This is a genomic window from Flavobacteriales bacterium (assembly GCA_016712535.1).
Classification (GTDB): domain Bacteria; phylum Bacteroidota; class Bacteroidia; order Flavobacteriales_F; family PHOS-HE28; genus PHOS-HE28.
The window spans coordinates 569,856-596,813 of record JADJQW010000004.1 but is presented as its reverse complement, the minus strand read 5'-3'; the positions used below and the strand labels follow the sequence as shown (position 1 = coordinate 596,813).

At 63.8% G+C, this 26,958-nt stretch carries 24 protein-coding genes; 8 read left to right on the top strand and 16 right to left on the bottom strand.

Annotation, left to right across the window (positions count from 1 at the left end; translation table 11 throughout):
* Positions 1 to 28 precede the first annotated feature (28 nt).
* The 13 genes from ftsA to IPK70_17015 all read right to left on the bottom strand — a co-directional run bounded on the left by ftsA (position 29) and on the right by IPK70_17015 (position 14,371).
* Positions 29 to 1,333: a cell division protein FtsA gene (gene ftsA / locus IPK70_17075; GenBank protein MBK8228877.1), complete on the bottom strand. Its 1,305-nt coding sequence runs from the start codon at positions 1,331 to 1,333 to the stop codon at positions 29 to 31.
* Positions 1,330 to 2,139, bottom strand: coding sequence for a hypothetical protein (locus IPK70_17070; protein ID MBK8228876.1), 810 nt, complete (start codon positions 2,137 to 2,139; stop codon positions 1,330 to 1,332). The genes ftsA and IPK70_17070 overlap by 4 nt, the downstream gene beginning before the upstream one ends.
* On the bottom strand, positions 2,136 to 3,515 hold the full coding sequence (locus IPK70_17065; GenBank protein ID MBK8228875.1) for a UDP-N-acetylmuramate--L-alanine ligase: 1,380 nt from the start codon (positions 3,513 to 3,515) through the stop codon (positions 2,136 to 2,138). Before IPK70_17065 ends, IPK70_17070 begins: the two co-directional genes overlap by 4 nt.
* 114 nt (positions 3,516 to 3,629) lie before the next feature.
* Complete coding sequence (gene murG / locus IPK70_17060; GenBank protein ID MBK8228874.1) at positions 3,630 to 4,769, bottom strand: undecaprenyldiphospho-muramoylpentapeptide beta-N-acetylglucosaminyltransferase; 1,140 nt, start codon at positions 4,767 to 4,769, stop codon at positions 3,630 to 3,632.
* Positions 4,741 to 5,913: an FtsW/RodA/SpoVE family cell cycle protein gene (locus tag IPK70_17055; GenBank protein MBK8228873.1), complete on the bottom strand. Its 1,173-nt coding sequence runs from the start codon at positions 5,911 to 5,913 to the stop codon at positions 4,741 to 4,743. Before IPK70_17055 ends, murG begins: the two co-directional genes overlap by 29 nt.
* A 35-nt stretch (positions 5,914 to 5,948) precedes the next feature.
* The gene (locus IPK70_17050) at positions 5,949 to 6,446 is read right to left on the bottom strand and encodes a hypothetical protein (protein ID MBK8228872.1); all 498 of its coding nucleotides are present in this window, start codon (positions 6,444 to 6,446) and stop codon (positions 5,949 to 5,951) included.
* 20 nt (positions 6,447 to 6,466) lie between these two features.
* On the bottom strand, positions 6,467 to 7,801 hold the full coding sequence (murD, locus tag IPK70_17045) for a UDP-N-acetylmuramoyl-L-alanine--D-glutamate ligase (protein ID MBK8228871.1): 1,335 nt from the start codon (positions 7,799 to 7,801) through the stop codon (positions 6,467 to 6,469).
* Entirely contained in the window at positions 7,798 to 9,045 is a 1,248-nt protein-coding gene (locus IPK70_17040; protein MBK8228870.1) for a phospho-N-acetylmuramoyl-pentapeptide-transferase, read from the bottom strand. Before IPK70_17040 ends, murD begins: the two co-directional genes overlap by 4 nt.
* A complete protein-coding gene (locus IPK70_17035; GenBank protein MBK8228869.1) occupies positions 9,046 to 10,509 on the bottom strand; it encodes a UDP-N-acetylmuramoyl-L-alanyl-D-glutamate--2,6-diaminopimelate ligase in 1,464 nt (487 codons plus the stop codon).
* Complete coding sequence (locus IPK70_17030; GenBank protein MBK8228868.1) at positions 10,506 to 12,617, bottom strand: transpeptidase family protein; 2,112 nt, start codon at positions 12,615 to 12,617, stop codon at positions 10,506 to 10,508. The genes IPK70_17035 and IPK70_17030 overlap by 4 nt, the downstream gene beginning before the upstream one ends.
* Positions 12,614 to 13,018 carry a hypothetical protein gene (locus IPK70_17025; protein MBK8228867.1) on the bottom strand — a complete coding sequence of 135 codons (405 nt, stop codon included), beginning with the start codon at positions 13,016 to 13,018 and terminating at the stop codon, positions 12,614 to 12,616. The genes IPK70_17030 and IPK70_17025 overlap by 4 nt, the downstream gene beginning before the upstream one ends.
* Complete coding sequence (rsmH, locus tag IPK70_17020; GenBank protein ID MBK8228866.1) at positions 13,015 to 13,923, bottom strand: 16S rRNA (cytosine(1402)-N(4))-methyltransferase RsmH; 909 nt, start codon at positions 13,921 to 13,923, stop codon at positions 13,015 to 13,017. Before rsmH ends, IPK70_17025 begins: the two co-directional genes overlap by 4 nt.
* A complete protein-coding gene (locus tag IPK70_17015) occupies positions 13,907 to 14,371 on the bottom strand; it encodes a division/cell wall cluster transcriptional repressor MraZ (protein ID MBK8228865.1) in 465 nt (154 codons plus the stop codon). Before IPK70_17015 ends, rsmH begins: the two co-directional genes overlap by 17 nt.
* Before the next feature lie 352 nt (positions 14,372 to 14,723).
* On the opposite strand from IPK70_17015, the gene IPK70_17010 reads away from it, so the two are divergent.
* Both IPK70_17010 and IPK70_17005 read left to right on the top strand, forming a co-directional pair.
* Positions 14,724 to 15,497: an alpha/beta fold hydrolase gene (locus IPK70_17010; protein ID MBK8228864.1), complete on the top strand. Its 774-nt coding sequence runs from the start codon at positions 14,724 to 14,726 to the stop codon at positions 15,495 to 15,497.
* 104 nt (positions 15,498 to 15,601) lie between these two features.
* Positions 15,602 to 16,222, top strand: a complete 621-nt coding sequence (locus IPK70_17005) for a YihA family ribosome biogenesis GTP-binding protein (protein MBK8228863.1) — start codon at positions 15,602 to 15,604, stop codon at positions 16,220 to 16,222.
* Positions 16,223 to 16,352: 130 nt separating this feature from the next.
* On the opposite strand, the gene gldC is transcribed toward IPK70_17005, so the two are convergent.
* Positions 16,353 to 16,682, bottom strand: coding sequence for a gliding motility protein GldC (gene gldC, locus IPK70_17000; protein MBK8228862.1), 330 nt, complete (start codon positions 16,680 to 16,682; stop codon positions 16,353 to 16,355).
* A 99-nt stretch (positions 16,683 to 16,781) separates the two neighbouring features.
* Positions 16,782 to 17,777 (bottom strand): hypothetical protein, encoded by a 996-nt coding sequence (locus IPK70_16995; GenBank protein MBK8228861.1) that lies wholly within the window; start codon positions 17,775 to 17,777, stop codon positions 16,782 to 16,784.
* 62 nt (positions 17,778 to 17,839) lie between these two features.
* Here IPK70_16995 and IPK70_16990 point away from each other — a divergent pair, with 62 nt between their 5' ends.
* The 3 genes from IPK70_16990 (at position 17,840) to IPK70_16980 (ending at position 20,333) form a co-directional block, all read left to right on the top strand.
* Positions 17,840 to 18,544 carry a PorT family protein gene (locus IPK70_16990; protein MBK8228860.1) on the top strand — a complete coding sequence of 235 codons (705 nt, stop codon included), beginning with the start codon at positions 17,840 to 17,842 and terminating at the stop codon, positions 18,542 to 18,544.
* Between the two features lie 91 nt (positions 18,545 to 18,635).
* Entirely contained in the window at positions 18,636 to 19,433 is a 798-nt protein-coding gene (nadE, locus tag IPK70_16985) for an NAD(+) synthase (GenBank protein MBK8228859.1), read from the top strand.
* A gap of 51 nt (positions 19,434 to 19,484) precedes the next feature.
* Positions 19,485 to 20,333, top strand: coding sequence for a hypothetical protein (locus IPK70_16980; protein MBK8228858.1), 849 nt, complete (start codon positions 19,485 to 19,487; stop codon positions 20,331 to 20,333).
* Positions 20,334 to 20,337: 4 nt separating this feature from the next.
* Here the strand turns inward: IPK70_16980 and IPK70_16975 are convergent, their stop codons facing one another.
* A complete protein-coding gene (locus IPK70_16975) occupies positions 20,338 to 21,327 on the bottom strand; it encodes a hypothetical protein (protein MBK8228857.1) in 990 nt (329 codons plus the stop codon).
* Between the two features lie 128 nt (positions 21,328 to 21,455).
* On the opposite strand from IPK70_16975, the gene IPK70_16970 reads away from it, so the two are divergent.
* From IPK70_16970 to IPK70_16960, 3 genes are all read left to right on the top strand, one after another.
* Positions 21,456 to 23,876: a TonB-dependent receptor gene (locus tag IPK70_16970; protein MBK8228856.1), complete on the top strand. Its 2,421-nt coding sequence runs from the start codon at positions 21,456 to 21,458 to the stop codon at positions 23,874 to 23,876.
* A 69-nt stretch (positions 23,877 to 23,945) separates the two neighbouring features.
* On the top strand, positions 23,946 to 24,515 hold the full coding sequence (locus IPK70_16965; protein ID MBK8228855.1) for a sigma-70 family RNA polymerase sigma factor: 570 nt from the start codon (positions 23,946 to 23,948) through the stop codon (positions 24,513 to 24,515).
* 2 nt (positions 24,516 to 24,517) lie between these two features.
* The gene (locus IPK70_16960) at positions 24,518 to 26,956 is read left to right on the top strand and encodes an energy transducer TonB (GenBank protein ID MBK8228854.1); all 2,439 of its coding nucleotides are present in this window, start codon (positions 24,518 to 24,520) and stop codon (positions 26,954 to 26,956) included.
* Positions 26,957 to 26,958 lie beyond the last annotated feature (2 nt).

The following is a 26,958-nucleotide window of genomic DNA, read 5'->3' as shown; positions in this document are numbered from 1 at the left end:
TGGGGCGGCGCTTGGGATCAGGTAGGGATCAGATGTCGTCGTCCGTGCTCAGGAGGTCCGAGGTCTTGGCGATGAACTTGTCGAAGATGCTCCCGATGCCGGAGCCGGTGTTCACCTTGCTCTTGCGCGGCGCCGCTTCGGCAGGGATGCGGGCGCGCACGTTGTCCAGATGCTCGAAGCCCTTCATCACGAGCCCGACTCCCGTGGCGAAGAGCGGGCTGGTGACGGCTTCGATCTTGCTCTGGCCCAAGTGCTCGTTCGGGTAGCCGATGCGCGCGTCCATGCCGGTGAGCAGCTCAACCAGGTGCTTCAGGTGCTTGAGCTGGGCGCCGCCGCCGGTGAGCACGATGCCAGCGATGAGCTGCTTCTCGAGGCCGCTGTTCCGGATCTCGAAATGGATGTGCTCGATGATCTCCTCCATGCGCGCCTGGATCACCTCGGCCAGCATGCGCAGGCTGATCTCCTTGGGCTCGCGGCCGCGCAGGCCGGGGATGCAGACCACCTCATTCTCCTTGTTCTCGGTGCCGAGGGCGCTGCCGAACTTGGTCTTCAGCAACTCGGCCTGATCGCGCATGATGCCGCAGCCCTGGCGGATATCCTCGGTGACCACGTTGCCGCCGAAGGGGATCACTGCGGTGTGGCGGATGATGTTATCCAGGAAGATGGCGATGTCGGTGGTGCCGCCGCCGATGTCCACGAGCACCACGCCGGCCTCCTTCTCCTGCTGGCTGAGAACCGCTTCGGCACTGGCCAAAGGCTCTAGGATGAGGCCCGTTACGTTGAGGCCCGCGCGATGCACGCACTTGTTGATGTTGCGCGCCGCGGTGACCTGCCCGCTGATGATGTGGAAATTGGCTTCGAGCCGGATGCCGCTCATGCCGATCGGGTCGGGGATGCCCTGCTCGTTGTCCACGATGAACTCCTGCGGGATCACGTGGATGATCTCCTCCCCGGGAGGCATCACCAGGCGGTGGCTCTCTTCGATCAGCTGATCGATGTCCTTCTGCGAGATCTCCTCCTCGATGCTCTGGCGCATCTTCATGCCGCGATGCTGCATGCTGCGGATGTGCTGGCCCGCGATGCCCACGTGAACGGTCTCGATGATCACGCCGGCCATGTCGGCGGCATCGTTCATGGCGGCCTTGATGCTATCGACGGTCCGGGGGATGTTGGCCACCACGCCGCGGGTAACACCCTCGCTGCGAGCCTTGCCCATGCCGAGCACTTCGATCTTGCCCTGGGCGTTCCGGCGCCCAACGATGCACGCGATCTTGGTGGTGCCGATGTCGAGGCCGGCGACGATGTCCTGGTGGTTGTCCGTGGAGCTGCTCACTGTTCGTAGGGATTGGTTCGTTTGGTGCAGACGATCTGGTCGCTGAAGCGCAGGTCGATGCGGTTGTAGCGGCGCCAGTCGGCCTTCGGCATGCCGTGCTGGTAGAAGAGGCGCAGTTTGGCGAAGCGCTGCTCAAGGGCGCTGCCATCGCCGATCAGGATCCGTTGCGCTCCCACGGTCGGCACGAGCTCGAACTGGCCATCGGCGGCTACCACCACCTGATCGATCAGCGCGCTCCACAATTCATCGTGGTGAAGGAAGAGGGCGAGGCGGTGGAGCTCGTCCGAGCGGTATTGGGCCGTGAGGGTGTCGTGGCCATGCACGTTGATCACGCCATCCACGGCACCAGGCTCATGGAGCCAGCCCATGGCCACAGGTACGCGGGCAGTGAAGCGCTCCTCCACCGGCATGGTGTATCCGTCGGCATCGATGTAGAAGCTGCTGCCATCGGCATTGATCACGCGGATCACGGGTTCGCGCTGCCGCACGGTGACGTGGAGCGCGCCGTTGAGGTCGTGGTAGGCCTCGGCTCCGGCCACACAGGGGATAGCGCGCAGGCGTTGCTCAAGCCCGGCAAGGTCAACCTGGCCGCTGGCCGTGCCGATCACCGCGCCTTGATCAACGATGGCTCGTCGCACGGCAGGCTCATCGATGAAGTGCAGGCCCTCGCCGCCCAGCACACGCACCTTCACATCGGCGATGGGCGCAGAGGCGGTGCTGTGCTCCACGAAGCCGAGCGTGATCAGCGCGCCCAAGGCACCCAGCGCGATGCCGAGCGGACGGAGGAGGCGGCGGAGGCGGCTCATTGCGGATGGCGTTCGTTCAGCAGTCGTTCGATCGCGGGCACCAAACGGTCGATGTCCCCGGCCCCCATGGTGACCACGACATCGACCGTTCGCGAAGCAAGAGCTTCCACGAGCGCGGTGCCGGCCACGCACGACTTCTTATCCATAGGCACTTGTTCGAGGAGCCATTCCGAGCTGATCCCGGCGATCGGCTCTTCGCGCGCCGGATAGATGGGGAGCAGGATCAGTTCGTCAAGCGCTGCAAGGCTCCGCGCGAACTCCGGCGCCAGGTCGCGGGTGCGGGTGAAGAGGTGGGGCTGGAAAACACCTGTGACCTTGCGTCCCGGGTACAATTCGCGCACGCTGGCGATGCAGGCATCGAGCTCCTTGGGGTGGTGCGCGTAATCGTCGATCAGCGCGATGCGCGGACCGCTGATCCGGGTCTCGAAGCGGCGGGCCACGCCGCGGAACGAGGCCAGGCCGAGGCGCAGCAGTTCCGGGGGCACGCCCAGGCGCAGGGCCACGGTGCTCGCAGCGATGGCATTCTCGACGTTATGCTTCCCGGGCATTCCCAAGGTGAGGCCGCGCAGCTCCCGGCCCTCGGCGATGAGATCGAAGTGATAGCGTCCGTTCGCAATGGTGATGTTCTCGGCGCGGGGCTCATTGCGGCCGTCCAGCGAATAGGTGCCCAGCTGCGTGCGGTCCTCAAAGTGCCTGGCGATGCGCTCATGCACCAGCAGCGGGCCTTCGCACTGAACAGCGAAAGCGGTGTAGGCCTCGAACATGGCTTCAGGCGTGCCATAGATGTCGAGGTGATCGGGATCCATGGCGGTGATGATGCTCTGGGCCGGGCAGAGCTGCAGGAAACTGCGGTCGTACTCATCGGCTTCCACCACGTTGATGGCGGCATCGTCGTTCAGCAGCACATTGGTGCCGTAGTTGCTGCTGATGCCGCCAAGGAAGGCGTTGCAGGGCACCTTGCCTGCCGTGAGCAGGTGCGCGAGCATGGTGCTCACGGTGGTCTTGCCATGCGTGCCTGCCACCGCGATGGTGGGCTTGTCCCGCGTGATCATGCCCAGCACCTCGGCGCGCTTAAGGATGCGCGCGCCCTTTTCCTCCCAATACTTCAAAAGCGGACTGCTCACCGGAACGGCGGGCGTGCGCACCACCATCACTTCACCCTTTGGCGCATCACGGTATGCGTCGGGGATCAGCTCGGCCCGTTCATTGAATTGCACCTCGACCCCTTCGCTCTGCAATTGGTTCGTGAGCTCGCTCGGCGTCCGGTCGTAACCCGCCACGTGTGCGCCCCGCCGGCGGAAGTAGCGCGCCAGGCCGCTCATGCCGATGCCGCCGATGCCGATGAAGAAGAATCGATTGCCTGTGAGCGTGCTCATGGAAGTGCAGTATGCGTTGTCCACGGATGGCACAGAGGAATGCCGTTGAACTGGCCTCCTCGCGCAAGCGACTCTGCATTCATCGGCGGCATCCGTGGATGGATCTGTGCTTTTTCATGCCCGGGCGATGCGGATCACTTCCGCGGCGATGGCCTGCGCCGCATCATGCTGGGCGAGCCCGGCGATGGCCAGTCGCAAACGATCCAACGCCTGCTGATCGCGGATGAGCTCCAAGGCCTTCGCACCGAGCTGCTCCACTGCATCGGCATCGCGCAGCAGCACGGCCGCCCCTCGATCGGTGAGCGCCCGCGCGTTGTGGGTCTGGTGGTCCTCGGCGGCGGTGGGCAGCGGCACCAGGATCGCGGGCTTGGCCACGATGCACAGCTCACTCACGCTGATGGCTCCGGCGCGCGCCACCACCAGGTCCGCTGCGGCGTAGGCCAGGTCCATGCGGTCCACGAACTCGTGCACCTTGCAATCCCCATAGCCGATGCGCGCCACCGCTTCCTGCGCCTGCTTCAGGAAAGGAGTGCCCGTTTGCCAGATCACTTGCACCCCTTCCCTCTTCCACAGCGGCAGCGCGGCTTCCACGCCGCGATTCACGCCGCGCGCTCCCAGGCTTCCACCCGTGATGAAGAGGATGGGCGCATCAGCGCGGAGACCGAAATGCTCCAGGCCGCGCGGCTTCTTGCCAGTGAGCTTAACGGTATCGGTGCGCACCGGATTGCCGGTGATAAGGATGCGCTCCTTGGGGAAGTACCTCTCCATGCCTTCGTAAGCCACGCAGATGCGCGCGGCGCGCTTCGCCAGGTGGATGTTGGTCTTGCCGGGGAAGCTGTTCTGCTCCTGGATAAGGGTGGGCACGCCCATGCCCTGCGCGGCTTTCAGCAAGGGGCCGCTGGCGTAGCCGCCCACGCCCACGGCCACCTGTGGCCTGAATTGCTTCACCAGGGCGCGTGCTTTGAGCATGCTGCGCAGCAAGCGCCACGGCAGGCCGATGTTCTTGATCAATGAACCGCGCTGGAAGCCGCGGATGGGCAGCGCCTCGATGGCGAAGCCCGCGGCCGGCACCTTCTGCATCTCCATCTTCCCTTCAGCTCCCACGAAGAGGAAACGCGCATCGGGCCGCAAATCGCGCACGGCCTGGGCGATGGCGATGGCCGGGAAGATGTGCCCGCCGGTGCCGCCGCCAGCGATCATCACCCGCAGCGCGTGCGTGGCGGCATCAGGCGGCTGCTGTCCGCGGCTTGGCATCCTTCGTTTCTTCTTGCGGCTGCTCCAGGCTCCGGCTCACGCTGATGATGATGCCGATGGCCAGGCAGGTGAACCACACGCTGGTGCCGCCCATGCTCACCAAGGGCAGCGGCTGACCGGTGACCGGCACGAGGTTCACCGCCACCGCCATGTTCACCATGGCTTGCACCACGAGCAAGAGCCCAAGGCCCACGGAGACCAGCGCGCCGAAGGGCTTCTCGCAGCGCTTGGCGATGGAAACCGCGCGGTGGAGCAGGATCAGGTACAGCAGCAGAAGGCCCAATCCGCCGAGGATGCTGCCGTACTCCTCCACGATGAAGGCATAGATCATATCGCTGTAGGGATGCGGCAGCCAATTGCGCGAAGCGGCCGTGCCGGGCATGCTGGGGAACAGGCCGCCGCTGGCGATGGCGATCTTGGCGTGCTCCACCTGGTAGTTCGCGTCACTGCCGGCCTCGCTGCCGAATGCCTTGATGCGGGCCGCCCATGTGGCTGCGCGAGGCAATAGGTCAGGGAAGAAATCGGCGATGAGGAGCAGCAGAGCGAAAACCGCCACAGCCGAGCCGATGAGGACCGCCAGGTGCTTGATGGGCACCTGCGCGATGAACATGAGCGTAACGCAGATGAGGAAGAGCAACGCGGCCGTGCTGAAGTTCGCGGGCAGGATCAGGCCGCAGATCACCCCGACGGGGAGCATGAGCTTGAGCGCGACCTCGCGCAGGGTCCACTCCTCACCGTGGTGCTTCGCGAGCACGCGCGCCAGGTAGGCGATGAGCACGACCTTGGCCAGATCGCTGGTCTGGAAGCTCTGGTTGATGATGGGGATGGTGAGCCAGCGGCTCGCATCGTTGATGTTGGAGCCCAGCACCAGCGTGAGCAGCAGCAGGCCCGCCACGAGCCATATGCTCAATTGCGCGAGGCGGGAGTAGATGCCGTGGCGCAGGAGGCTGGCGTAGTACATGATGAGGCCGCCTGAACCCAGCATCAGCGCATGCTTCAGCAGGAAGTGGAGGGTGCTGCCATCGCGCTTCACGGCCAGGGAGCTGATGGAGCTGTACACCGCCAGCAGGCTGATGAGCGCGAGGAAGAGCGCGGCCATCCAGATGGTGCGGTCGCCGGGGAGCTTCTTCAAGAGCGTGGTCATGCGGACGGACTTAGATCATCATGCGTTCGCTGCGTTCAGAGGTCCCTCACGGCCCGTTTGAATTCCGCGCCGCGCTCTTCGTAGTTGGCGAAGCCGTTGCCGCTGGGGCATGCCGGGCTGAAGAGCACCACCTCGCCGGGCTGCGCCAGTTCGCGCGCTGTGAACACCGCCGTGCGCAGATCGTCCACGCGGTAGAAGTGCTCCGGCAGGCTCATTTCGCTGCCTACGGCCAAGGGACCGAATAGCACCACCACGGACACGCGGTCGTTCAGCAGCTCCTGTGCGGGCGCACTGGCCATCTCCTCGCTCCACGCGCCCACGATCCACACCATGCGGCGCTCGATGGTGCTCAGTGATTCGAGCGCGGCATCGAGGAAGGTGGCGCGGCTGTCGTTCACGTACAGCACATCGTCGACACTCGCCACGGCTTCGAGCCGGTGCGGCCCCCAAGCGCTCAGCGATGCTCGCCGCGCCTCGATCAGCTGGCCGCCTGCGATGCGCAGCGGCGCTTCGTTCTCCTTGGTGCGTGCCATGCCAATGGGTCGTTAGCGGTTCATAGGGCCTTCACGGCTGCCTTGAACCTGCGGCCGCGCTCCTCGTAGTTGGCGAACAGGTCGAAGCTCTTGCAGGCCGGGCTGAGCAGCACGGCATCGCCATCCTCTGCGAGGGCGTACGATGCCTGCACGGCGTGCTCGGCGGTGGTGGTCTCCACGAAATCCTTCACGAGCGCGCCGAAGGCCTCCTTCAAGCGGCTGTTGTCCTTGCCGAGGCACACGATGGCCTTCACCTTCTGCTTGACCAGCGGCACCAGCTGGCTGTAGTCGTTGCCATGCTCCTCACCGCCAGCGATCCAGATCACCGGGCGGCGCATGCTCTCGAGGGCGTACCACGCGCTGTTCACGTTGGTGGCCTTGCTATCGTTGATGAACTCCACGCCATGCACGCTGGCCACGCGCTCGAGGCGGTGCTCCACGTTCTGGAAGTCGCTCAGGCTCTCGCGCACGGCATCGTTGCGGATGTCGAGCACGCGCGCGGCGATGCCCGCGGCCATGCTGTTGTACACGTTGTGCCTTCCCTGCAGCGCGAGTTCTTGGATGCTCATGTCGAATGTGGTTTGGTTGGTGGTGATGGTGATCCGGTCGTCGATGAGGCACGCGCCCTGGGACACGCGGTGCTCGATGCTGAAGGGCCAGCGGCGCGGGCGGATCGGATGGCCCTGGAGCCATCCGGCGATCGCGGCGTCGTCGGCACCGTGGATGAAGTGGTCGTCCTCGGTCTGGTTGAGGGCGATGCGGAACTTGCTGGCCACGTAGTTCTCCAAGCGGTGCTCGTAGCGCTCGAGGTGGTCGGGGCTGATATTGAGCAGCATGGCCACGCGCGGACGGAAGTCGCGGATGCCATCGAGCTGGAAGCTGCTCAGCTCAAGCACGTACCAGGCATGATCGCCCTCGGCGATGAGCCCGGCGAAGGAGTTGCCCACATTGCCGCCAAGGGCCACATCGAGGCCCGCACGCGAGAGGATGTGGTGGGTGAGCAAGGTGGTGGTGGTCTTGCCGTTGCTGCCGGTGATGCCCACGATGGCGCCTTTGCAATAGCGGTAGGCGAACTCGATCTCGCTAATCACCGGGATGCCCTGCTCGCGCGCCGCGCGCACCAGCGATGCGCTGTCGGGGATGCCTGGGCTCTTCACGATCTCATCGGCCCCGAGCACGCGTGCAGCGGTGTGGCCGCCCTCTTCGAAAGGGATCGCGCGCGCCTTCAGGGCATCGCGGTACTCGGGCTTCAGCAGGCCAGCATCGCTCACGAACACGTCGAGGCCGCGCTGCTGCGCCAGCCTCGCCGCGCCCACGCCGCTCTCCTGCCCGCCGAGGACCACCAATCGCTTCATCGCAGCTTGAGCGTTACGATGGAGAGCACGGCCAGCATGATGCCCACGATCCAGAACCGAGCGACGATCTTGCTCTCGTGGATGCCCTTCTTCTGGAAGTGATGGTGCAGGGGAGACATCAGGAAGATCCTGCGTCCTTCACCGTGACGGCGCTTGGTCCACTTGAAATAGGAGACCTGCAGCACCACGCTGAGGTTCTCCACCAGGAATACCCCGCAGAGCACCGGGATCAGCAGCTCCTTGCGCACCAGGATGGCCAGCGTGGCGATGATGCCGCCGAGCGCCAGGCTGCCCGTGTCGCCCATGAAGACCTGCGCCGGATAGGTGTTGTACCAGAGGAATCCGATGCATGCACCGAGCAGCGCGCCGATGAACACCGCCAGCTCGCCCGAGCCGGGGATGTACATGATGTCGAGGTAGCTCGAGAAGATGATGTTGCCGCTCACATAGGCCAGGATGCCGAGCGCGAGCACCATGATGGCGCTGGTGCCCGTGGCCAGCCCATCGAGCCCATCGGTGATGTTGGCGCCGTTGCTGACCGCGGTGATGATGAAGATGACGATGGCGATGTAGAGCACCCATGTGTACTCGCGCGCGGCGCTCCCGAAGGGCTTCAGCAGCGTGCTGTAGTTGAACTCATTGCCTTTGACGAATGGGATCGTGGTGTTGGGCGATTTGCGGTTCAGCATGAAGTGCTGCGTGCCGTCGCTCTCGGTGATGGTGTGCACCGCTGATGGATCCATCTGCTCAGCGAGCGATCCGGAGATCTCCACGCGCGTGCGGATGTCCGGATGGAAATACACGGTGGCGCCCACGATGAGGCCGAGGCCCACCTGGCCCACCACCTTGAACTTGCCCGCGAGGCCGCGCTTGTCCTTCTTGAAGACCTTGATGTAGTCGTCAAGGAAGCCGATGCCGCCCATCCACACGGTGCTCACCAGCAGAAGGATGATGTAGATGTTGTCGAGCCGGGCGAAGAGCAGCGTGGGGATGATCGTGGCCGAGAGGATGATGAGGCCGCCCATGGTGGGGGTCCCCTGCTTGCTCAGCTGCCCCTCGAGGCCGAGGTCGCGCACGGTCTCGCCCACCTGCAGGCGGCGCAGCAGGCGGATGATGCTCCCTCCGAACCAGAGGCTGATGAGCAGCGACATGAACACCGCCAGCGCTGCGCGGAAAGAGATGTAGCTGAACACCCCCGAGCCGGGCACGCTGAAACCGATGCTGTCGAAGAGGTGGTAGAGCATCTACTTATGGAGGAGTTCAAGCGTTTCCTTCAGCACGGCGGCATCATCGAAGGGGTGCTTCTCGCCGAGCACCTCCTGGTAGGTCTCGTGCCCCTTGCCGGCGAGCAGGATCACATCACCGGCCTTGGCCATGCCCGCCGCCTGGCGGATGGCCTCGCGGCGATCGGCGTTCACGAATACGCGCGCGCCATCGGCCGCGGCAATGCCTGCGCGCATCTCGTTGATGATGGCCATCGGTTCTTCGCTGCGCGGATTGTCGCTGGTGAGCACCACCATGGCGCTCATGGCCGTGGCGATGCGCGCCATCTCGGGGCGCTTCGCGCGATCGCGGTCGCCGCCGCAACCGATCACGGTGATCACGCGCTCGTCGCCGAGGCAGAGCCCGTTGATGGTGCCGAGCACGTTCTTCAGCGCATCGGGCGTGTGCGCATAATCGACGATCCCGAGCACGCCGCTTGCGCCGCGCACCACTTGGAAGCGGCCGCGCGGCGGTTCCAGGTCGCTGAGGGCGGTGAGGATGTCGAGCGGCGCCTTGCCGAGCAGCAGCGCCACGCTGTAAACGGCGAGCAGGTTGCTGGCATTGAACTCGCCCACGAGCCGGGCGTAGAGGTCGTGCCCATCGATGCTCAGGTGCAGTCCGCTGAGCTGGTTCTCGATGATGCGCGCATGATGGTCGGCAAGGCTGCGCACGGCGAATGACCGTTTCCGCGCGCGGGTGCCCTGCACCATCACCGCGCTGTTGGCGTCATCGGCGTTCACCAGCGCGAAGGCCTCAGCCGGGAGCCCATCGAAGAAGCGCTTCTTGGCCTTGATGTACTCAGCGAAGGTGCCGTGGTAGTCGAGATGGTCGTGCGTGATATTGGTGAACACGCCTCCGGCGAAGCGCAGTCCGGCGATGCGGTGCTGCACCACGCTGTGGCTGCTCACTTCCATGAAGCAGTGGGTGACGCCGGCCTCCACCATCTCGGCGAGCAGGGCGTTGAGCCGCACGGCATCGGGCGTGGTGTGCGTGCTCGGGATCGACTTCTGCCCGATGCGGATCTCCACCGTGCTGATCAGCGAGCTCTTGTGGCCGAGTGCGCGGAACAGCCGATAGAGCAACGTGGCCACGCTGGTCTTGCCGTTGGTGCCCGTGATGCCCACGAGCTTCAGCTGCTTGCTGGGCTGATCGAAGAAATTGGAAGCGAGCAGCGCGAGCGCCTCCGCGGCATCGCGCACGCGCACATAGGTGACGCCATCGGCGAATCGCTCCGGCATCTGCTCGCACACGATCGCGCTGGCACCATCCGCAACCGCCTTCGCGATGAAGGCATGCCCATCGGTGCGGGTGCCACGCACGGCCACGAAAAGGCTCATGGCCTGCACGGCGCGGCTATCGAACACCACGTGCTCTATCGCGCAGTTGGTGCTTCCTTCCACCTGTTCGATGGGCACGCTGTACAACAGGTCCTTCAGCAGCTTCATGCCAGTTCAATGAGGATGGAGGCGCCGCGCATGGCGCGCGTGCCGGGTGCGATCGATTGGCGCTTCACCATGCCGGCGCCCTGCACGCGTACCCGGTAGCCGCGGTTCTCGAGGAGGAAGAGCGCATCGCGCAGGCCCATTCCCAGCACATTGGGCACCAGGCCGCTGGCATCGCTGGCGATCGTCCGTGGGCGGGCCGTCACCATGCTGTCGCCGCTCTCGGTGGTGAGCCATTCGCCCTCGCCATCCTGGCTGAAGGGCACGCCGAGGCCGGCCATCGCGGCGCGCAGGTCGGTTGCGCGGCCGCTCATGCTCACCGGCGCCCGCGGACCTTTCGCTTCGGCCAGCACCCGACCGGACTGAAGCTCCAAGCGATTGCTGTAGACCTTGTCCGCGATCTCCCGGAAGATGGGCCCCGCGACCACATTGGCGTAGTAGCCGCTCATGGTCGGCCCGTTCACAACCACGATGCAGCTGTAGAGCGGCTTGTCGGCCGGGAAGTAGCCGGCGAACGAGGCCTGGTAGCTCTTGCCGTTCTGCTGGTAGCTGCCGTTGCGCAGGATCTGCGCGGTCCCGGTCTTGCCCGCGATGCGCAATTCGGCGTCGTGCAGGTTCCGCGCGGTGCCGCTATCGACCACGCCTTGCAGGAGCTCATGCACGATCTTGAGCGTCTTATCGGAGCAGATGCGCTCCTGGAGCACGCTGGGCTCGAACTCCTCGATCGTGCGCCCATCACGGGATACCTGCGTGACGAGCTGCGGCTGCATCATGCGGCCATTGTTGGCCACCGCGTTGTAGAAGGTGAGCATCTGGAGCGGCGTCACGGCCACCTCATAGCCGATGCTCATCCAAGGCAGGCTCGTGCAGCTCCAGAATTTCTCGCCCGGCGATCGCAGCGTGGGCACGGCCTCGCCGGGGATCATCACGCCGGTGAGCTCGTGCAGGCGCATGCGCTTCAATCCCTCCACGAAGCGCTTGGGGTCCTTTTGGAAGGCTTTCATCACGGCTTGGCTGCAGCCGGTGTTGAGCGAGGCCTCGAAGGCGCGGCGCACAGTGACCTTGCGGTCCTTGTACGGATGCGAGTCCACCATCTTCTCCTTGCCGCAATAGGTGATGGAGCCCCACTTGGTGTCCACGGTGTCATCGGGACCGATCAGCCCTTCCTCGAGGGCCACCATGAGGGCGGGCAGCTTGAAGGTGGATCCGGGTTCTGCCGCTTCGCCCACTGCCCAGTTCATGGTTTCGGCGTATGTGCTATCGGCGGTGCGGGTGAGGTTGCTGATGGCCTTGATCCTCCCCGTGGCCACCTCCATCACCACCACGCTGCCGTATTGCGCGCCGTGCTTGCGCAGCTGTTGCTCGAGCGCGGCATCGGCGACGTCCTGCAGGTTGATGTCGATCGTGGTATGGATGTCGATGCCCGGCTCCGGGTCCGTTCCCTCGCCATCGTCCAAGGGCATCCATGTTCCGCCGGCCAGTCGGCGCTCGAGCCTATGCCCGGTTCGGCCCTTGAGGTACTTGTCGTATCCTCCTTCGAGGCCGATGGTGGTGCTGTCGCGCAGCACATAGCCCACCGTGCGAGCAGCCAGCCGGCCGAAGGGACGCGCGCGCACCAACCGTTTCTCGGTGACGAGCCCGCTCTTGAAACGGCCGTCGCGGAAGAGCGGGAAATGGCGCAGCGCCTGTACTTGCGCGTGGCTGGCGCGGCGCTTCACCAGGTGGTATCGCTCCTTGCGGGCACGTGCATCCGTGAGGTCGCGCTTGTACTCCTCCTTCGTGCGGTCCTGGAAGAGCGCGGCGAGGTGCCATGCGAGTGAATCGATGTGCGTGCTGAAGCGCTCCGGCGTCAGGGCCTCAGCGGCCATGTCCATGCGCACATCGTACTCCGGCACGCTGGTGGCGAGCAATCGGCCATCGCCGCTGTAGATATGGCCGCGCTCGGGCTGCACGGTGCGCCATGCGGTGCTGACATGCTGGGCCTTGGCGCGCCATTGCTCGCCCTCGAACAGCTGCACGCGGAAGAGCTGCACGGCGATGGCGAAGGCGAAGAGCGCCACGCTGAGGTACACGATGCGCGCGCGCAGGGCCAACGGCGAGGTCTTGCTCATGGGATGCGCGTATCGTCGAGTTTGTCCTCGTCCACTTCCAATTTCACTGGCGGAACGCGGCTCTCTTTCAGCCCAAGCGCGCTGATCCGGCCGGCCACCTGGCTCTGCTGCTCCTGCTTCTCGAGCTCAGCGCGGACGCTGATGTATTCAGCGCGCTGTTCCTTGAGGGCAGCACCATGCTCGTCGATGTCGCGCACCACGCGTTCGGCATGGTAGCCGTAGGCGATGCTCAGCAGGCCCGCCCCAGCGAGGAACAGGATGAAGGGCATGTTCAGCAGCACATTGTCCTTGGTGAGGAAAGAGCCGTTGAGCACGCTGATGAAGCCGCGCGGCAAGCGCATCGGCTTAGCGGCCTTCTTGGCCTTCGGCTTCTCCTCGGCACTCTCGCGCATCCTGTTCATGCTCTCTCTGCTATGCGTAAGCGGGCGCTGCGGGCCCGCGGGTTCCTTGCGGTCTCTTCTTCGCTCGGCTTGATCGCCTTGCCCGATGGATGGAATGGCCGGAGCCTATTGCCGTAGTGGTCCTTCTGCTCTTCTCCGCTGAGGTGGCCGGCACGCATCCAGTTCTTCACCAGGCGGTCCTCGAGGCTGTGGTAGCTGATCACCACCAGCCTTGCCCCGGGCGCCATCACCTCCGCGCTCTGCTTCAGCAAGGCCTCCAGTGATCCGAGCTCGTCGTTCACCGCGATGCGCAGCGCTTGGAAGACCTGCGCACGGAAGCCGTTCTCCTCTTTCCACGGCGTCACCGGAGCGATTGCCTGGATCAGCTGCTGCGTGGTGGTGATGCGCTTGGCCGCGCGTGCATTCGCCAAGGCCCTGGCCACGCGGTGCGCACCATCGACCTCGCCGTAACTCCGCAGGAGACCGGCGATTCGCCCTTCGTCCCAGCCGTTCACGATATCGGCTGCGGTGAGCTTGGCGCGGCGGTCCATCCGCATATCCAGCGGGCCGTCGAAGCGGATGCTGAATCCGCGCTCACCGCGATCGAATTGATGGCTGCTGACGCCAAGGTCGGCGAGCAGGCCATTGATCGGGATGGCCTGAAGGAAGCGCAGGTGGTTCCGGATCCAACGGAAATCGCTCTTCACCAGCGTGAAGCGCGGGTCGTTGATCGCATTGGCCCAAGCGTCCTTGTCGCGGTCGAAGGCGATCAGCCTTCCCTGCGGGCCGAGCTTGCCGAGTATCGCGCGGCTGTGTCCTCCTCCCCCGAAGGTGGCATCGACGTAGATGCCGTCGGGGCGGATATTCAACCCATCGATGCAGGCTTGTGAAAGAACGGGGTCGTGGTAATCACTTCCCGTCGTCATTGCCCAATGGACCCATGACTGCTTCGGACAAGGAGCTCATATCCACGGCCTCGTTGCGCATGTCGGCGTATGCCTTGGCATCCCAGACCTCGATCCGGTCGCGCTGGCCCAGCAGCTTCAGGTCGTTGCCCAATCGGGCATCCTTCAGCAATGCATAAGGCAGCAGCATACGGCCGGTGGGGTCGGGCGCCAATGGAGTCGCCCCTGCCGTGAATCGCCTGATGAAATCCGCGTTCGCTTTCACGAATCGGTTCAGGCGATCCAGCTTGTTGGTGGTGGCCTCCCAGATCGGCATGGGATAGATCACCAGGCAGGGCGCGTGAACATCCCGGTTCATCACGAAGCCGCGGTCTGCCAAGTCGCCCAGCTGCTTGCGCAGCATGGCTGGAAGGACAAGCCTTCCCTTGGCGTCGAGCCGGCAATCGTATTCCCCGAGCAGGTTCAGCATATGCGCTCATGTGCGTGCGAGACGGCGGCGAAAGTAGCGGCGGTCCGGCACTTTCAGGCCTTTTCAGGCACGATGTTCAAAACTTGATGCCCCAAAGCTACGACCAAGTAGGCCGATTCGTTACAAAACCTGCGTAATCACGGGTAAAACGAACGGTGGGAGAAAGTGGCAGAGTTTCCCACAATGAGCTCCATTCCGTGCCGAAATCAGCTCACGAGTGCATGGCAAGGGGCAATCCGGTCGATTCCACGGTCTCGCCGGCAACATCCAGCCGACCATGACCTTCCGAGCGTTCTGCAAAGGCCTTGGCCTCGATGTTCCACAATCGGCCCGCCTACATTTGGCCGGACCCATGGCGCACACGCTGAAGCAGGAAGGAGAGTTCCAGTACCTGGATGCCGGGGAAGGCCAGCCGCTTGTATTGCTCCATGGATTGTTCGGCGCGCTGAGCAACTTCAAACCGCTGTTCGATCATTTCGCGCCGCGCTACCGCGTGCTGGTCCCCATGCTGCCGCTGTACAGCATGCCCATGCTCGGAACCAATGTGCCGGCGCTGGCCGATTTCCTGGACCGCTTCCTCCATCACCTCGGCCTGGCGCAAGTGAACCTGCTGGGCAATTCCTTGGGCGGGCACGTGGCGCTGATCTACTGCACGAAGCACGCCTCACGGGTTCGCACCCTCACGCTCACCGGCAGCAGCGGCCTTTATGAGAATGCCTTCGGCGGCAGTTTCCCGCGACGCGAGGACAAAGAGTACTTGCGCAAGAAGATCGCCCTCACCTTCCACGACCCGAAGCACGTGACCGACGCGCTGGTGGAGGAGTGCTATGAGACGGTGAATGACAAGGGCAAATTGATCCGCATCCTGGCGTTGGCGAAGAGCGCCATCCGCCACAACATGGGCAAGGACATCCCGCGCATGACCATGCCGGTGCTGCTGATCTGGGGCAGGCAGGACACCATCACGCCGCCGGAAGTGGCCGAGGAATTCCACAGCCTCTTCCCCAACAGCGAACTGCACTGGATCGAGGGCTGCGGGCACGCGCCCATGATGGAGCACCCGGAGGAATTCAATCGGATCCTGGGCGAGTGGTTGCACAAGAGGCTCGAAGACGCGAACACCTAGAAGCTTGTGGTAGGCGGAGAGCCGAGAGTCCGGCGACCCTCGGCTCCGCTCGGCGAGACAGGGCCAGACTCATCACTCTCCCATAAGCATTTACCATTCGAGCAATGAAATCCCTCCGCGCCGAGCACCTCACCAGCGGACGCGAAGCGGCGCATTGGGCGAAGCCTGCATTGCCCGAGTACGCCTTCATCGGCCGGAGCAATGTGGGCAAGAGCTCCCTGATCAACATGCTCTGCCAGATCAAGAAGCTGGCGCGCGTGAGCAATACGCCGGGGCGCACGCGAAATGTGGAGCACTTCCGCGTGGAAGGCACGCTCACCAGCGGCAGGCCCTGGATGCTCGCCGACCTGCCCGGCTACGGTTTCGCGAAAGCGAGCAAGGCCGAGCGCGCGGTGTGGGAGAAGATGATCCACGCCTATCTGCGGGAGCGTGAGAACCTGCAATGCGTTTTCCTGCTCATCGATTCGCGCCTTGAGCCGCAGCATAACGACCTCGACATGATCCAATGGCTCGGTGAGCAGGGGATCCCCTTCCGCATCGTGTTCACCAAGGCCGATAAGATCTCTCCGCCGAAGGTGCAGGCCAACATCGCTGCGCTGAAACGAGAGCTGCGGAAGACATGGGAGGAGCTCCCGCCCATGCACACCACCTCATCCGAGAGCCGTCAGGGACGGGAAGAGATCCTCGCGCTCATCGAGGAGGTGAATGAGCGTTGGGGAGGTTGAGGGTCGTCGAGGTTGAGGAGTTCGGGGGTTGATGACCGTGAAGGTTGCAGCGCCTCGACAATCGCATGCACCAACCTAACCCTCAACCTCCGCCCCCACCCTGTATTCGCATCAACCATTTACCCTTCCATCACTTTGGCTCCACGCCCAGCATGTGCTCCGCGAAGTAGGACGCGAAGTCGCGCATCTGAGCAGCCATCCGGCCTTCGCCGGTAGCGCGCTCAAAGGTGTCGGAGAGGGTGAGCAGGTTCTGGTGGAAGAAGGCCTTCATCTCCTCGACGGTCATCTCCTTCGTCCAGAGATCGATGCGGAGCGTGTTCTTCTCCTGCTCGTCCCAGAACGCGAGCAGCATGGCTTTGCTCATGGCCTGGCTCCCGGTGTCCTCGGCCTTCCATTCGATGCGCTCAGGCACATGGTTGTCGTCAAGCCGCACGGAGATGTTGATATCGGAGGTCTTCATTGCTGAATGGTCGATCAGGGGTTCAGGGAATCCTGCGCCATGCCTTCGCGGGCAGGCTCGGGTTGACCGGTTGGCGGGCTGTGATCCAAGTTGAAAGGCTCAACGCGGCTTGTAGTGCTTCAGGATCTCGCGCGGGTCATCGATGGCGAAAAGCTGCGCGAAGGTGAGCTTGGGGTCGGCTTTCATGCAGGCTTGCACCATGCGCAGTCCGATCCATTCACCGAGGTGGCCAGGGCTCTCGCGCGGCAATCCATTGGTGAAGGGCCCGTCGTTCATCCAGCGGCCGATGTCCTCACCCTTTTTGCTGTAGAGCTGATCCTTGCCCACCAGGGCCTTCCACACCTCATACTCATTAGCCTCGCACCATTCGAGCTGCTCCTTGCTGAAGGCGAGCTTGAGGTGGGGCTCCACTTCGGGCAGCAGCGCATCGAGCAGGGCCATCGCCTTGCCCGTCTCCACCATGTGGGCGAGCAACTCTGCATCGTCAACAGGCTGCGTGTAATGCACCAGGAGCCAGCCCTTCACCGCGCTCGGCACCAGCATCGCCGGCTCCATGCGCTGCTTCATGTACTGCGGGAAGCTCTCCGGCGCGAGGTATCCGATCACCGGATGGTCCACGCCGATGAACCATTCGATGCCGATGCCCAGCACGCTATCGGTGGGGTACAGCCCATAGTTGTAGCCGGAGTTGAAGGCCACGACGCGCGGGGTGAGGCTATCGGGGAAGAGCGCCTTCAAGCGCGTGAAGGCCTTCTCGAAGAGCGCGCGCTGCGGCTCCAGGTCGCCGAGCACGCTATCGGCTGCCTCCTGCGCCGCGCTCCAATCGGGGTCGAGCACGAATCGGTGCAGCACCAGCGGCAGGCGCGGGTCGTCCACGGGCGCGCCTTGCAGGATGTCCTCGATGTAGATGCGGTAGAACTCGCCGTAGGTGGCGTGCGCCTTCCTGCTGGCAGCGGCCATGCTATCGGGAGGGGCGTGGAAGAGGTCCTGATCAAGGCGGCCGATGGTGATGCGCACCGGGTCCGTGCCCTCGGGCAGCTCCGGCACTCCATCCCCTCCGCACGCCATGAGGCACACGGCCCATGCGAACAGCACGCTTTTCGCAAAGCGCCGCACCGCCACGTTACTTTCGCCACCGCTTAACACGCGCCAAACCTATGAACAAGCCCATCGCTCTTCTCGCTTTCGTTCTCACCGCTGCAACGCTCACCGCGCAGGATGATGTGGGCGTGCGCTTCGGATTGAAGCTGAGCCCGAACATGGCCTTCGTGCAGCCCGAGACCAAGACGTTGAAGAGCAACGGCGCCGGTCTGGGATACACCTTCGGCCTGATGCTGGAGCTGCCCATCGGCAACAGCGGCAACTACCGCTTCGCAACCGGCCTGAACCTGAACAACATGAAGACGAAGTGGAAGACCGACTTCGCCTACTACGATGCCCTGAACGAGCCCCAGAAGACAAGGGAACTGGAGACGGATGTCGCCCTTCAGTACGTGGAGCTCCCGCTCACCATCAAGCTCATGACCAACGAGATCGGCTACATGCGCTACTTCGCCGTGGTGGGGGCCGGAAACGCGTTCAACGTCAAGGCCAAGGCCGACCAGGTGGTACCGGTGTACAACAGCGTTGCGCCCACCATCGTCGACAAGTTCGAGGAACAGGAGAACGAGAATGTGCAGGACGACATCGCGCTGTACAAGGCCTCGTTGATCGTGGGCGCTGGCGCGGAATACAACTTCAGCGGCAGCACCAGCGTGATGTTCGGCATCACCTATAACAACGGATTCACCAACATCCTCGACATCGATGGCGCCAAGGCCAAGGCCCATTATGTGGAGCTGAGCCTCGGCGTGTTCTTCTGAGCCGCTGAACGAATCCATCAGAAGCCCCTTCGCCTTGCACCGGAGGGGCTTTTCCTTTGCACCCCTGGGCCGTAGCATCGGCGAGCAGCACATGAATACCGAGGGCATCATCGAGCACATCACGGAATGGCTCCGCACGTATTGCGAGCGCAATGGGCAGCTGGGCTTCGTGGTGGGCGTGAGCGGCGGGATCGACAGCGCCGTGACCAGCGCGCTCTGCGCCCGGACCGGTTTGCCCACGCTTTGCGTGGAGATGCCCATCCATCAAGCGTCGACCCAGGTGGTGCGCGCACAGGAGCACATTTCGTGGCTCATGGAACGGCATCCGAATGCGCGCATGGAAGTGGTGCAGCTCACGCCCGTGTTCGATCGATTGATGGCCGCACTCCCGGCTGTCGAGGACAAGGCCGCCATGGAACTCGCGCTCGCGAACACCCGCGCGCGCTTGCGCATGGCCACGCTCTACTACTTCGCCGGACTTCTGAGGCATGTGGTGGCCGGCACGGGCAACAAGGTGGAGGACTTCGGCATCGGCTTCTTCACCAAGTACGGCGATGGCGGTGTGGACCTCTCGCCCATTGCAGACCTTACCAAGACCGAGGTGTACGCCGTGGCCCGCGGGCTCGGCATCATCGGCTCCATCATGCAAGCCAAGCCCACGGACGGCCTATGGGGCGATGACCGCAGCGACGAGGACCAGATCGGCGCGAGCTACCCCGAGCTGGAATGGGCGATGGACATCCGCGAGAAAGGCATTGACCCGGCCAAGCTTGATCTCAGCGCCCGGCAACAAGAGGTGCTCGCCATCTTCGACCGGCGCAAGGCCGCCAACCGCCATAAGATGGAACCGATCCCGGTGTGCGCGGTACCGCCCGAACTGAAGGGCTGATCGGGCAATAGTCCACGTCGTACAGCGTTCGCGCACAAACGAACCATTGCCATGATCCATCGGGTGATCACCGCGCTCGCCGCACTGGGCGGCCTCAATGCAACGGCCCAGGACTCGCTCTTCCACATCAACGGCAGCGTGATGGCGGGCACGGTGGAGGAGATCGGCGTGAGCACCGTGCGCTACCGCGCGCAATCAGGCGACCACGCGGTGCTGGTCACCGTTGAGCGCAGCGAATTGGCTCGGGTGAAGCTCGCCAGCGGCCAGGATTTCGAGTGGGTGCGCCTATCGCTCGATGCGCAGGGCCGCGCCATGGTCGGCACCAAGAACCATATCGCCATCGACTTGATCGCACCGGCGTTGAACCATGTGACCATCGGCTACCAGCGCGTGATCGATGAGCATGTGAGCCTCTCGGTGAAGGCCGGGTACATCGGATTGTATGATCGCGGCCGCAACGGATCGGTCTACCAAGTGCATAGCGGCGGACTGCTCAAGCTCGGCCTGAACCTCAGGCTGCCGAACCCGCAAAGGCGCATCGCCACCCTTCAGCAATTGCACCCGCTGATGGGCTGGTATGTGCGGCCGGAGATCGTCGTGAGCGCATGGCGCCAGGACCACTACCACTACGAGCCCTATTCGTACACCTTGCAGACGACCAGCGCCGACTACCTCAGCGGCGCATTCCTCTTCAACGTCGGTGGCCAATGGCTGCTCAGCAACCGCATCACCTTCGGGCTCTATGGTGCAGCGGGCTATGGCTTCCAGCTCGTCGACGGCGATCAGGTCGATAGCGGCCATGCGTTCGCTCGAGAGGCCTACGCCTTTTCGCATGCGCACCTCGGCGAATACACGCCGCTGGTGGCCAGCGGCGGCATGATGGTGGGCGTGCTCTTCTGAGCGTTCAATTCAGCACCTCATCGAGAAGTCGCTGGGCCACGCTGTTCCCGAAGAGCACATTCGCGCCCAAACCGAAGGAGAAACCGGGCGTGATGGGATAGCGCGTGCGATCGGCATCGCTCCCTGTGAAGCGCAGGCCCTGCGTGATGGCGTATCCTGCATCCGCACGGACCTGGATGGTCCTGTTCACGCGATGACGGAGATTGACGAAGGCCCGGAAAGCCGCGTGATTCATATTCACCCGTTCGCCCTGCCATTCCAGACCGGAGCGGAAACCGTCGCTTGCGAAGCCCGCCAGGAACCGGGTTCCGGATCCGGGACGGTAACCGAATGCCAACTGCGCCGGCACCACATAGTGCAAGGACCACTTGCCGCCCAACGGCGCCTCCCCGCCAAGGAAGGGCAACGGCAGCACGAACCGATCGGAATAGCTGATTGCCAACCCGTAGAAGAACTGCCTGCGCAAGCCCTTCACGTGCAGCTTGCCGATGACACCGTTGCCCCGGAGCACGGCCTCATGGATCGTGCGTTCCTCCTCGCTAACGTTCACGTTGGCGCTCCAGAAGAGCAAGCGACGGTTCCGCGTGAGCTTCACGCCCATGAGCCCTGCGCTCGCAGCCATCAGCCTGCGCGGTCCCAAACTGTCGAGGCCCATCCGCGCCTCGCGGCCGGTGAAGCGCGCGGTGGCCAGCACCTGTGAGGCCCGGACACGGACGCTCTTCTTCAGGAAATCGCCGATGCCCCGTGCGCTGCTATCGGCCTCGAAGCCCAGCTTGAACCGGGATCGGACGGGCACGGTGAACACTGCGGTGGCCTCCGTGAGGCCGAATCGCCCGGAAGTGTCGCGGAATGCGGCCTCGGGCAGAAAGCGGGCATCGAGGCGCAAGCGCGGCCTGAAGACCTGCTCGAACTGCTCCAAGTCGAAGGTCTGGGCGGAAACACGTCCGGCAACGGTGAGGATGAAAAGGATTTGCAGGGTCCGGAGCCGGATCATATCCAATGGTTGCCACAGACGGAGTCGCGATCAAGTCGGGAAACTGCCCGATCCCGTAACGCGTCCAGCGCGATGCGCGGTTCAGACGAAATCGGGTCAGAATGGTTTGATTTGGACTATCCGCACGCATGCGCCGCACCCTGCTCATCACTTTCGGCCTCATGGGCATCACGCATCTGCATGCACAAGCCGTTCGCGGCGAGGTGATGGATGCCGAGAGCCTGATCGGGCTGCCGGGCGCAACAGTGGTGGTGGTGGGCAGCGATCCGATCATCGGCACCGTGACGGATCAGGACGGGCGCTTCACGTTGAGCGGCGCGCCATGGGGTCGCATTGCGCTGCATGTGCGCATGGTGGGCTACGAGGACCAGGTCCTCAGCGGCCTCGTGCTCACCAGCGCGAAGGACCTGGCGGTCTCCGTGCGGTTGCAGGGCGCGCTCACTGAATTGGGCGAAGTGGAAATCGTGGGCGATGCCGCGCCGGGCGAGGTGCGGAACGAGATGGCCCTGCTGAGCGCGCGGCAATTCAGCGTGGAAGAGACGGACCGCTACGCTGGCAGCCGTGGCGATCCCGGCCGCATGGCCAGCAACTTCGCCGGGGTGCAAGGCGCTGACGACAGCCGCAACGACATCGTGATCCGCGGGAACAGCCCCATGGGCGTGCTCTGGCGCTTCGAGTGCGTGAACATCCCCAATCCGAACCACTTCGCCATACCCGGCACCGGCGGTGGGCCTGTCACCATCCTCAACAACAAGTACCTCGCGAACTCCGACTTCTTCACCGGCGCATTCCCCGCTGAATTCGGGAATGCCACTGCTGGAGTGTTCGACCTGCGCATGCGCAATGGCAACGCCGATAAGCATGAGTTCACTGCGCAGCTCGGCTTCCTCGGGACCGAATTGATGGCCGAAGGGCCGTTGAGCAAGAAGCACCGCTCGAGCTATCTGGTGAGCTATCGCTACAGCACCTTGCGGCTCTTCGGGTTCATGGGCATCCGCATCGGCACCGATGCCATCCCGCAGTACCAGGATGCGGCCTTCCGCTTCCACTTCCCCAGCAAGAAAGGCTCGGTATCGCTCTGGGGCATCGGCGGCAGCAGCAGGATCGACATCGTGATCAGTGATCAGGCGAAGCCCGACACCGCCACCCTGATCTACGGCGAGAACGACCGCGACCAGTACTTCCGCTCGCGCATGGGCACCGTGGGCGCCACCGCCACGCGCACCCTGAATGAAAAGACCTACGTGAAGGCCACGCTTGCGCTCAGCGGCCAGGGCATCAACTCGGATCACCGCTACGTGTACCGCCGCGTGGTGGACGGACGCTTCGAGGTGGACAGCCTGCCACCTCTGCTGCGTTACCGATTCCATGAGAGCAAGGCGATGCTGTACGTCTTCGCCAACCGGAAACTTGGCCTTCGCACCAGCTTGCGCGTTGGAGTGAACACGGAGCAGCAATGGGGCGCCTACCTCGATAGCGCGAGAGCGATCATCCCGGCGACGGTAGATGGAGACCCGAACGCATTGGGAACCTGGCGGGTGCGCTGGGATGCGGGCGTGAGCGCCACGCAACTGCAGCCCTATGCCCAGGTGCGTCATCGTTTCAACGAACAGTGGACCGCCACGCTGGGCATCACCTCGCTCTACAACTCGATCAACGCGAACAGCTTCTCGCCGATCGAGCCGCGCTTCGGCATCTCTTACGCGCCCGACACGCGGCAACGGATCTCCGCCGGCTATGGACTGCACTCGCAGATGCAGCCCGGCTACCTGCTCTTCTACGGCGCCACCACCAACGGCCGCGATCCGCAGGAGCAGAACACGGGCATCGGCCTCACGCGCACGCATCACGGCGTAGTGGGCTACGAACGGCGATTGGGGCAGCGCGTTCGCATGAAACTTGAAGCTTACTACCAGTGGCTCTTCGACGTGCCGGTGAGCGTGGCGCCCTCCTCCTTCTCTTTCGTGAACACCGGCGCGGGCTTCGAGCGCTTCTTCCCGGACAGCCTCCACAACAAAGGCAACGGCTGCAACCAAGGGATCGAGCTCACGCTGGAGCACGCCTTCGCCAGGGGCTGGTACGGCCTCTTCACGGCATCGCTCTTCGATGCGCGCTACCGCGGCAGCGATGGCGTCTGGCGCAACACCTCCTTCAACGGCCGAAATGCCTTCAACCTGGTGCTGGCGCGCGAGTTCACCACCGCGAAGAAGTCGGTGATCAGCATCGGCACCAAATTCACCTACGCGGGCGGCCGCTGGTACGGCCCGGTCGATCGCGAGGCGAGCGCCGCCGCGCAGGAGGTGGTTTATGTGGACAGCCTGGTGAACACGCGGCAGTTCCGCCCCTACTTCCGCGCCGACCTGAAACTGGGATACCGCTGGAACCGGCCGAAAGTGATGCATGAGCTGGGCCTCGACCTGGTGAACGTGACCGGCCAGCAGAATATCCTCACGCTCACCTACGCGCCCGACCACCCGAGCGGCGACCCCATCCGCGAAGAGTACCAATTGGGCTTCCTGCCGCTCTTCTACTACAAGGTGGAATTCTGATCAGCGGTCCGGGTGCGATGGGTCACCTTTCTTCGTTCCTGCCATCAAGGGTGAAAGACGGTCACGACCATGGACGACGAGCGGATCATCGACCTCATCCGGAGCGGCAAGGACCACGAGGCCTTCAAGGCGCTCTACGCCCACTTGCCCAAGGTGGAGCACCTGGTGCGGCAGAACAGCGGCCGCAGCGGCGATGCGAAGGACATCTTCCAGGATGCCCTCATCATCTTCCACCGCCGCGTGCGCACCGAAGGCTTCTTGCTCACCAGCGGCATCGGCACCTTCCTCTTCGCGGTATGCCGCAACCTCTGGCGCGAGGAATTGCGCCGCCGCCACAAGGCCCTCACCGAGTGGAAGCTCGATGATGAGGCCGATGAGCCCGCCGACCTCACGGTGCTCCTGGCACGCGAAGGCGAGTACAAGCGCGCAGAGCAGGCGCTGAAATCGCTGAGCGATAAGTGCCTCGATGTGCTCACGCGCTTCTATGTGAAGCACGAGCCCTTGAGCGCGATCGCCAAGGTGCTGGGCTTCGCCGGCGAGGGCGCTGCGAAGACGCGCAAGTACAAGTGCCTGGAGGAGGCCCGCAAGCGGTACCGCAAGCTTGTCCCCATGACCGTCGCAACCATGCAACACCCCTGAACATGCGCGACGAACTGCACCTGATGGAACTGGTGGACCGTTACCTCGACGGGTCCATGAACGCTGCTGACCGTGCGGCCTTTGAAGAACGCGCAAGCAAGAGCGCGGAGCTGCGCGAGCTGATCGATGACCAGCGGGCGCTGCGCGAAGGCGTGGCGCGCGTTCCGGTTCGCGCTGCCGCGGCGAAAGCGTATCGCGCCTATCGCTTCGGGAAGCCGGGGCCGTGGATCGGCGGGTCGGTGATCGTTGCTGTGATCGGCATCACGGCGGCCGTGCTCATGCTGAAGCGCGAAGCGCCGACATACGATGAGCGGGGTGATGCGCCCCGAGCGACCATTGAAGAGGGCATCACTGCCACGGAAGATGCCCTACGACCACTCCTGATCAACGTCGATACCCAGCGCGACACCACAGTGCTCAGCCCAGGAGGCATCGTGCTCGACATCCCCCGCGGCTGCTTCATCGACAGCCTCGGGCGAACGATCGCATCGCCCGTGCAGGTGACGCTGAAGGAAGCGCTCACGGCCATCGACATCGTCAAAGCGGGCCTCAGCACCATGAGCGGCGATACGCTCTTGGAGACCGGCGGCATGTTCCACATCGACGCCCGGCAGAACGGACGTGTGGTTCGCATCGATCCGAGCAAGGCGATCACGGCGATGGTGCCGGCACAGCGCAACCAAGAAGGCATGATGCTCTATCGCGGCGAGGAGCTGCCCGATGGCCGTATCGATTGGCGCGACCCGCAGCCGCTGAAGAAATCGTTGGTGCCCGTGGACATCACCACGCTCAACTTCTATCCGCCGGGCTATGTGCAAAAGCTCGCTGAGTTGGGGCAGGCTGTCACGACCAAAGCGTTCAAGGACAGCTTGTATTACTCGTTCTGCTACACATCATCGCCAGCGCCCGTGCAGGATAGAGGAATCGCCGAGCGCACAGAGATATGGCCCGTCGTCGCTGGTACTGGAAATTCGGGTCCGGTCGAAGCGTTCGTTTCTTCGGACACGACGACCAAGAACTTGGATAAGCTGATGGAAACGACGTATCAAGGAACAGGCATCGACCCCGCCAAGGTTATGACCATCTGGCAGCCGCGCTTCAACGGGAGCAACCTGGCCACGCGCGAGTTCGAGGAGCGCATGCGCGCGATCCACGGCACCTGCGACAATGCGGTGCTCGATCTCTACGTGAACAACCTCGACCAGGACCTGAGCGAGCTGGATTCGCGAGCCGTGCGCATGGGGCACGCTGCATTCAGCGCTTTCACGCGGCGTAACGACGGCCGCGTGGACCTGCCCAAGCATGCGGCAGAACGCCTGCGCACCTTCTACGAGAAAATCAGCAGTTCAGAGGCCGACGCCATCCGCAAGACCCAAGAGAAATTTTGGAACGAACAATGGAAACAGGACGTGAAGAGCGATGCCAAGCGCGCGGATCATGCTATGGCTGAAAGCGTCCGGGAAGGCGCATTGTTCCAAAAAGAACTAGCCGCGAACCTAGACACAGTATACAAGCAGCTCGGCTACAAGCAAGTACCATTCCCGCGCGCGGCATGGGTGGTACCTGTGAGCAATTCCGGCTGGTGGAACGTGGACAAAGCCGTACTCCAAGCCACCGTTTCGCGCAGCAGCATGAGCTACACTGACGACCAGACCGGAAAGACCGCCGCACTCTCCTATACACCGCTAATCGTGGAAGTCGCGGACCGTGCGAGCTTCGATGAGCTAGTCGTGTACCTAATCCCGGACCAACTGAACAGCTACCAACGGATGAACGAGCAAGGCGGGGGCTTCGAAGAACGCCTGAACACGCTCTTCACCTACGACCTGCTCTGCCTCGGCATGAAAGGCTCGCAGCAGTTCGCCTTTGCGGCCAAAGCCTCCGGGCAGTCACGCATCACCGCATCCCTCGCGCCCACCGACGACAATGGCCTGCGCGCCATGCTGCGCACCAAAGGCAACGTGGAGGAAAATCTGCTCGACGAAAGCCGCTACTTGATCTGGTCCGCCGGTGACCGCGCACGGCAGAAGCGCAATACCGATCGCGTGCGCTTGCGGCAAGAGCTGATGCCCGTGGTGTTTCCGTGCACGGGTGCCACTGGAGTCCCGGCGGAAGACAGTGCGCGCGTCACAGCGATCAACGAGCAGCGTATCGAGACAGCTGCGCGCTTCCCCGGCGGCGAAGAGGCGATGTGGGCCTGGCTGCGCGAACGGATGAAGGTGCCCGCGGATCCCGGCGGCGATGGGCGTGTGGTGCTGGTGTTCACCGTGGAGGCCGATGGCAGCACTACGAATCACGCCGTGCAGAGGAGCGGAGGGGCGGCGTGCGACCGCGAAGCGCTGCGCGTGGTGCGCATGATGCCGAAGTGGGAGCCCAGCCGGGCGGGCGGACGGCCAGTGGCCTGCCGGATGCAGCTGCCGGTCAGCTTCTCTCTACGATAGAT

Excerpts from the sequence above, each read along its gene's own strand:
- IPK70_16965 (MBK8228855.1), top strand. The coding sequence starts at position 23,946 with ATGGACGACGAGCGGATCATCGACCTCATCCGGAGCGGCAAGGACCAC.
- IPK70_16960 (MBK8228854.1), top strand. The coding sequence starts at position 24,518 with ATGCGCGACGAACTGCACCTGATGGAACTGGTGGACCGTTACCTCGAC.
- nadE (MBK8228859.1), top strand. The coding sequence starts at position 18,636 with ATGAATACCGAGGGCATCATCGAGCACATCACGGAATGGCTCCGCACG.
- rsmH (MBK8228866.1), bottom strand. The coding sequence starts at position 13,923 with ATGACGACGGGAAGTGATTACCACGACCCCGTTCTTTCACAAGCCTGC.
- IPK70_17010 (MBK8228864.1), top strand. The coding sequence starts at position 14,724 with ATGGCGCACACGCTGAAGCAGGAAGGAGAGTTCCAGTACCTGGATGCC.
- IPK70_17030 (MBK8228868.1), bottom strand. The coding sequence starts at position 12,617 with ATGAGCAAGACCTCGCCGTTGGCCCTGCGCGCGCGCATCGTGTACCTC.
- IPK70_17005 (MBK8228863.1), top strand. The coding sequence starts at position 15,602 with ATGAAATCCCTCCGCGCCGAGCACCTCACCAGCGGACGCGAAGCGGCG.
- IPK70_16980 (MBK8228858.1), top strand. The coding sequence starts at position 19,485 with ATGATCCATCGGGTGATCACCGCGCTCGCCGCACTGGGCGGCCTCAAT.
- IPK70_17050 (MBK8228872.1), bottom strand. The coding sequence starts at position 6,446 with ATGGCACGCACCAAGGAGAACGAAGCGCCGCTGCGCATCGCAGGCGGC.
- IPK70_17025 (MBK8228867.1), bottom strand. The coding sequence starts at position 13,018 with ATGAACAGGATGCGCGAGAGTGCCGAGGAGAAGCCGAAGGCCAAGAAG.
- IPK70_17015 (MBK8228865.1), bottom strand. The coding sequence starts at position 14,371 with ATGCTGAACCTGCTCGGGGAATACGATTGCCGGCTCGACGCCAAGGGA.
- IPK70_17040 (MBK8228870.1), bottom strand. The coding sequence starts at position 9,045 with ATGCTCTACCACCTCTTCGACAGCATCGGTTTCAGCGTGCCCGGCTCG.
- IPK70_17065 (MBK8228875.1), bottom strand. The coding sequence starts at position 3,515 with ATGAGCACGCTCACAGGCAATCGATTCTTCTTCATCGGCATCGGCGGC.
- IPK70_17070 (MBK8228876.1), bottom strand. The coding sequence starts at position 2,139 with ATGAGCCGCCTCCGCCGCCTCCTCCGTCCGCTCGGCATCGCGCTGGGT.
- gldC (MBK8228862.1), bottom strand. The coding sequence starts at position 16,682 with ATGAAGACCTCCGATATCAACATCTCCGTGCGGCTTGACGACAACCAT.
- murG (MBK8228874.1), bottom strand. The coding sequence starts at position 4,769 with ATGCCAAGCCGCGGACAGCAGCCGCCTGATGCCGCCACGCACGCGCTG.
- IPK70_16975 (MBK8228857.1), bottom strand. The coding sequence starts at position 21,327 with ATGATCCGGCTCCGGACCCTGCAAATCCTTTTCATCCTCACCGTTGCC.
- IPK70_17035 (MBK8228869.1), bottom strand. The coding sequence starts at position 10,509 with ATGAAGCTGCTGAAGGACCTGTTGTACAGCGTGCCCATCGAACAGGTG.
- IPK70_16970 (MBK8228856.1), top strand. The coding sequence starts at position 21,456 with ATGCGCCGCACCCTGCTCATCACTTTCGGCCTCATGGGCATCACGCAT.
- murD (MBK8228871.1), bottom strand. The coding sequence starts at position 7,801 with ATGAAGCGATTGGTGGTCCTCGGCGGGCAGGAGAGCGGCGTGGGCGCG.
- IPK70_16990 (MBK8228860.1), top strand. The coding sequence starts at position 17,840 with ATGAACAAGCCCATCGCTCTTCTCGCTTTCGTTCTCACCGCTGCAACG.
- IPK70_17055 (MBK8228873.1), bottom strand. The coding sequence starts at position 5,913 with ATGACCACGCTCTTGAAGAAGCTCCCCGGCGACCGCACCATCTGGATG.